At 69.8% G+C, this 5,160-nt stretch carries 5 protein-coding genes and 1 pseudogene; 1 reads left to right on the forward strand and 5 read right to left on the reverse strand.

From position 1 onward, the window contains the following. Positions 1-123: 123 nt before the first annotated feature. The 3 genes from H0U68_RS06095 to H0U68_RS06105 form a co-directional block, all read right to left on the reverse strand. Complete coding sequence (locus H0U68_RS06095; protein WP_365730860.1) at positions 124-570, reverse strand: Spy/CpxP family protein refolding chaperone; 447 nt, start codon at positions 568-570, stop codon at positions 124-126. Between the two features lie 67 nt (positions 571-637). Beyond that, positions 638-1,879 carry a DNA polymerase IV gene (locus H0U68_RS06100; RefSeq protein ID WP_296353681.1) on the reverse strand — a complete coding sequence of 414 codons (1,242 nt, stop codon included), beginning with the start codon at positions 1,877-1,879 and terminating at the stop codon, positions 638-640. Positions 1,880-1,926: 47 nt separating this feature from the next. Further along, positions 1,927-2,667 (reverse strand): SDR family oxidoreductase, encoded by a 741-nt coding sequence (locus tag H0U68_RS06105; RefSeq protein ID WP_296353682.1) that lies wholly within the window; start codon positions 2,665-2,667, stop codon positions 1,927-1,929. Positions 2,668-2,757: 90 nt separating this feature from the next. On the opposite strand from H0U68_RS06105, the gene H0U68_RS06110 reads away from it, so the two are divergent. Next, positions 2,758-3,657, forward strand: a complete 900-nt coding sequence (locus tag H0U68_RS06110; protein ID WP_296353684.1) for a LysR family transcriptional regulator — start codon at positions 2,758-2,760, stop codon at positions 3,655-3,657. 16 nt (positions 3,658-3,673) lie between these two features. On the opposite strand, the gene H0U68_RS06115 is transcribed toward H0U68_RS06110, so the two are convergent. After that, positions 3,674-4,822 carry an alpha-hydroxy acid oxidase gene (locus tag H0U68_RS06115; RefSeq protein ID WP_296353686.1) on the reverse strand — a complete coding sequence of 383 codons (1,149 nt, stop codon included), beginning with the start codon at positions 4,820-4,822 and terminating at the stop codon, positions 3,674-3,676. 74 nt (positions 4,823-4,896) lie between these two features. Further along, positions 4,897-5,160: pseudogene (locus H0U68_RS06120) on the reverse strand (penicillin-binding protein 1C); the annotation flags it as partial.

The raw sequence follows: 5,160 nt of genomic DNA on the forward strand, positions 1-5,160 counted from the left end.
CGCCCGCAGCGGCGCTCATAGGCCGCCAGCACCTGCGGGGGGCCTCTGCACGCACCTCATCAGGCCTAGATTCGCCGTCGAATCCGCACAAGCATCTGCAATCGACGCTTGTTCAGAATCTCCCTAGGCCTGCTGTTTGGCATCCAGGCTGTCGTAGAAGTCGCCCAGCGCCGCGATCACCTCGGGGCTCTTGGTGTTGACGGCGGCGGTCTTCTCGCCCACCAGCGCCTGCGCCCGCGCACGGTCGAACTTGTCGCCGGCCACCAGCTTGCGCATCTCCTCGCGGGGCTCGCCGCCGCTGCCGTGCAATGCGGCGCGCTGTTCCTGCATCCGGTCGGCCAGCACGGTCAGGCGCTTCTTCTGTTCCTCGTTCAGGTCCAGGCGGCGGGAGATGCGCTCGATCATCTTGCCGCGCATCTCGGCGTGTGCCGACGGGTCGCCGTTCCAGCCGTGGTGGTCGTAGCGATGGCCGCAGCCGGTGAGCGCGCCCAGCGCAGCGAGGCGCCGAAAATGCCGAACAGGCCGCGGCGGATCCAGGGTTTCATGGGAATCTCTCGGTGTGTTGAACAGGCACCGATGGTCGCGCCGCGGCGCCGCACCGTCATCGCGGCGCGGTTTCGATTCTTTTCGGTTTGTTTCAGCCGGGGCCGAACAGGTCGGCGATGGCTTCCGCGGCGCGGTGGCCTGCGGCCTGCGCGCCGGCGGCGGCCTCGGCCACCTGCGTTTCCGGCGAACCGGTTTTCGCCAGCTTGCCCACGCGCACGCCCAGCAGCCGCAGCCGGCGCGTGAGGTCCACGCGCTTCAGGCACTGGCCGGCGGCGCGGCGGATGGCCTTGGCGTCGGCCGTGTAGTGGTCGATGGTGAGGTCGCGCGTGGCGGTGCGGAAGTCGTCGTAGCGCAGCTTGATGCCGATGGTGCGGCCGACGTAGCCCTTGCGCTGCAGGTCGCCGGCCAGCAGCACGCACAGGTCGGTGAAGATGGCGCCCAGCTCGGCGCGGTCGCGCACCGCATGCAGGTCGCGCTCGAAGGTGGTTTCGCGGCTCACCGAGACCGGCTCGCTTTCGGTCACCACCGGCCGGTCGTCGCGGCCCCAGGCGGCGTCATGCATCCAGGCGCCGTAGGCATTGCCGAAATTGTCGACCAGCCACTCGCGCGGCTGCTGCGCGATGTCGCCGATGGTGTGCAGGTGCAGCTTGTGCAGCTTGATTTCCGACTTCGGGCCGATGCCGTTGATCTTGCGCACCGGCAGCGGCCAGATGCGCGCCTGCACGTCGGCGTCGAACACGGTGGAGATGCCGTTGGGCTTGTCGAACTCGCTGGCCATCTTGGCGATCAGCTTGTTCGGCGCCACGCCGATCGAGCAGGTGAGGCCGGTCTTGTCGAAGATCGCCTTCTGGATCAGCCGCGCCAGCACGCGGCCGCCTTCGCGCTGGCCGCCGGGCACCTCGGTGAAGTCGATGTAGACCTCGTCCACGCCGCGGTCCTCCATCACCGGCGCGATCTCGCGGATCACCGCCTTGAAGCCGCGCGAATAGCGCCTGACCTCGTCGCCGTCCACCGGCAGCACCAGTGCCTGCGGGCACAGCTTGGCCGCCTTCATCATGCCCATGGCGGAGCCCACGCCGAACTGGCGCGCCGGGTAGGTGGCGGTGGTGATGACGCCGCGGCCCACGTAGTCCTTCAGCAGCGGGAAGGCGGCCACCGGAATCTGCGACAGCGGCTGGCCGGCGTAGCGTTCGCGCATGCGCGCATCGGCCTCGCCGTGTCCGCCGCCGATCACCACCGGCAGGCCCTTGAGCTGCGGATAGCGCAGCAGTTCCACCGACGCGAAGAAGGCGTCCATGTCGAGGTGGGCGATGCGGCGCAGCGGGGCAGGCATGAACCCGCATTTTGCAGCGGCCGGATGCGCCGGCCGCGTCCATGCCTTCAGGCGTTCGTGCCGCCGTCGATGTCGAAGCTGGCGCCGGTGATGTTGCCCGCCTCGGTGCCGGCCAGGAAAGCCACCAGCGCCGCCACCTCGTGCGGCTCGCCGTAGCGCCCGAGCGACGACATCTGCTTGCGCAGCGCCGCGCGCTCGCCGTCCGCGGGGTTCATGTCGGTGTCGGTGGAGCCCGGCTGCACGCAGTTGACGGTGATGCCGCGCGGGCCCAGGTCGCGCGACCAGGCGCGCGTGAAGCCCGCGACGGCGGCCTTGCCGGCCACGTAGAGCCCGCCGCCGTCGTAGGGCACGTGGTCGGCGTTGTTGCTGCCGATGTTCACGATGCGCCCGCCCGGGCCCATGCGCCGGGCCGCTTCGCGCGCGGCGAGGAACACGGCGCGCACGTTCAGGCCGAACATGGCCTCGAAGTCGGCCTCGGTGCACTCGGCAAGCGGCTTGCGATCGAAGCGCCCGGCGTTGTTCACGAGGATGTCCAGCCGGCCGAAGGCCGCGTCCACCTGCGCGAACAGGCGTTCCACCGCGCCCGGTTCCGCCAGGTCGGCCTGGATGGCGGCGGCCTGTCCGCCCGCGGCCACGATGTCCCGCACCACCGCGTCCGCTGCCTCCTGGCTGCGGCTGTAGTTGACGACCACCTGCGCGCCTTCGGCGCCCAGGCGCCTTGCCACCGCGGCGCCGATGCCGCGCGCCGCGCCGGTGACGAGAGCGACTTTTCCATCGAGTTGTTTCATGCGGACGATTGGGCCTTTGCCACTTTGCGTTGGCAATACCATGCACAAGGACAACATCTTCAACCAATCGGATCGAATCGGAGAGCTCCCATGGACCGCTTGTCGAGCATGAACGTGTTTGCCCGCGTGGTCGCCACCGGCGGGTTCTCGGCCGCCGCGCGCGAGCTGCGGCTGACGCCGGCGGCGGTGAGCAAGCAGATCGCCGGCCTGGAGGCGTGGCTGGGCGTCAGGCTGTTCGCGCGCACAACGCGGCGGCTGCGCCTGACCGAAGCCGGTGTCGCGTTCCAGGCGCGCGTGGCGCACATCAGCGAAGCGGTGGAGGAGGCGAAAGCCGAAGCTGGCGCGCTGCAGCAGGCGCCACGCGGCCACCTGCGCATCAGCGCGCCGCTGTCCTTCGGCGTGCTGCACCTGGGACGGCTGTTTGCCGATTTCCTGCAGGCACACCCGCAGGTCAGCGCGCAGATCGAACTCACCGACCGCAAGGTGGACCTGATCGACGAGGGCTACGACCTGGCGGTGCGCATCGGCGAGCTGCCCGACTCGGGCCTGGCCGCGCGCAAGCTGGCGCAGGACAGTTTCCTGCTGTGCGCCGCGCCCGGCTACCTGCAGTCGCGCGAGCCGCCGCACGCGCCCTCGGACCTGGCGCGGCACGACTGCCTGGTGTACGACGGCGCGCCGGCCGACTGGCTGTTCGACGGCCCGCACGGGCTGGAGGCGGTGCGCGTGGAAGGCCGGCTGCATGCGAACAACGGCCTGATGCTGATCGCCGCCGCCATCGCGGGCCACGGCATCGCCTACGCGCCCGCCTTCATCGCGGCGCCGCTGCTGGCGAGCGGCCAGCTGCGCGCGCTGATGCCGGCCTACCGCCCGCGCACCACCGGCATCTACGCTGTGTTTCCCGGCGGGCGGCGGGTGCCCGCCAAGGTGCGCGTGCTGATCGATTGCCTGGCCGCGGCGCTGGCGCGCCCGCCGTGGCAGCAGATCCTGTAGCCCGTCCGGCCGAGCCTCAGTACGACCCCGGCAGCAGGATGCCGCGGTCGACCTTGCGGATGTCGGTGCGGCCGCAAAAAGCCATCGACAGGTCGAGTTCCTTCCTGATGATCTCCAGCGTGCGCGCCACGCCTTCCTCGCCCATGGCGCCCAGGCCGTACAGGAAGGCGCGGCCGATGTAGGTGCCCTTGGCGCCCAGCGCCACCGCCTTCAGCACGTGCTGGCCGGAGCGGATGCCGCCGTCCATGTGCACCTCAATGCGCTTGCCCACCGAGTCGGCAATGGACGGCAGGGCCGAGATCGACGAGGGCGCGCCGTCGAGCTGGCGGCCGCCGTGGTTGGACACGATCACCGCGTCGGCGCCGCTGTCCACCGCGTGCTGCGCGTCCTCGATGTCCTGCACGCCCTTGAGGATGAGCTTGCCGCCCCAGCGCTTCTTGATCCATTCCACGTCTGCCCAGGACAGGCGCGGGTCGAACTGCTTGGCCGTCCATTCGGCGAGCGAACCCATGTTCTCCACGCCCTTGACGTGGCCGACGATGTTGCCGAACTGCCGACGCTGCGTGCCCAGCATGCCCATGCACCAGCGCGGCTTGGTCATCAGGTTGATGATGTTCGGAATCGTCATCTTCGGCGGCGCCGACAGGCCGTTGCGCAGATCCTTGTGGCGCTGGCCCAGGATCTGCAGGTCCAGCGTGAGCACCAGCGCCGAGCAGTTGGCGGCCCGGGCGCGCTCGATCAGGCTTTCGATGAAGGCACGGTCGCGCATCACGTACAGCTGGAACCAGAACGGGTGGCCGTCGGTGCCCTTGGCCACGTCCTCGATCGAGCAGATGCTCATGGTCGACAGCGTGAACGGGATGCCGAATTTCTTGGCCGCGCGCGCCGCCAGGATCTCGCCGTCGGCATGCTGCATGCCGGTGAGACCGGTCGGCGCGATCGCCACCGGCATGGCGACGTCCTGGCCGATCATGGTGGTGCGGGTGCTGCGGTCGTCGATGTTCACCGCCACCCGCTGGCGGAACAGGATTTTGTTGAAATCGTCCTCGTTGGCGCGGTAGGTGGACTCGGTCCACGAGCCGCTGTCGGCGTAGTCGTAGAACATGCGCGGCACGCGCCGTTTCGCGAGCAGGCGCAGGTCTTCGATGTTGGTGATCACTGGCACGGCTGTCTCCTGGATTCCGGCATGGTAGCGCCTCGCAGCAGTCGCTTTTCTGACATGACATGACGTGCCGGATGTCAGCCCGGCTGCCGGACGCCGGCGCCGCGCACCTCGATGCGCACCGTGTCGAGAATGCGGCCCTTGTCGTCCATCAGTTCCACCCGGTGCCGCCCCGGCCAGGGCAGCCATTGCGCCTGCGCGCCGCGCGCGAATTCCTTGCCGTCCATCACCCAGCGCAGCCCGGCGCCGGCGGCGGCGAAGCGCAGGCGCTGCCGCTTGGGCGGAATGTCGGGGTCCAGCGCGACGATGGTGCCGTCGGCCGGCGCCAGGATGTGGGCGGC

Origin of the sequence: Ramlibacter sp. (genome assembly GCF_013697775.1) — a bacterium.
Lineage (GTDB): Bacteria > Pseudomonadota > Gammaproteobacteria > Burkholderiales > Burkholderiaceae_C > Ramlibacter.

What these genes read in the sequence shown, in the direction of transcription:
- H0U68_RS06100 (WP_296353681.1), bottom strand. Translation starts at nt 1,879, where the DNA reads ATGCCTGCCCCGCTGCGCCGCATCGCCCACCTCGACATGGACGCCTTC.
- H0U68_RS06105 (WP_296353682.1), bottom strand. Translation starts at nt 2,667, where the DNA reads ATGAAACAACTCGATGGAAAAGTCGCTCTCGTCACCGGCGCGGCGCGC.
- H0U68_RS06110 (WP_296353684.1), top strand. Translation starts at nt 2,758, where the DNA reads ATGGACCGCTTGTCGAGCATGAACGTGTTTGCCCGCGTGGTCGCCACC.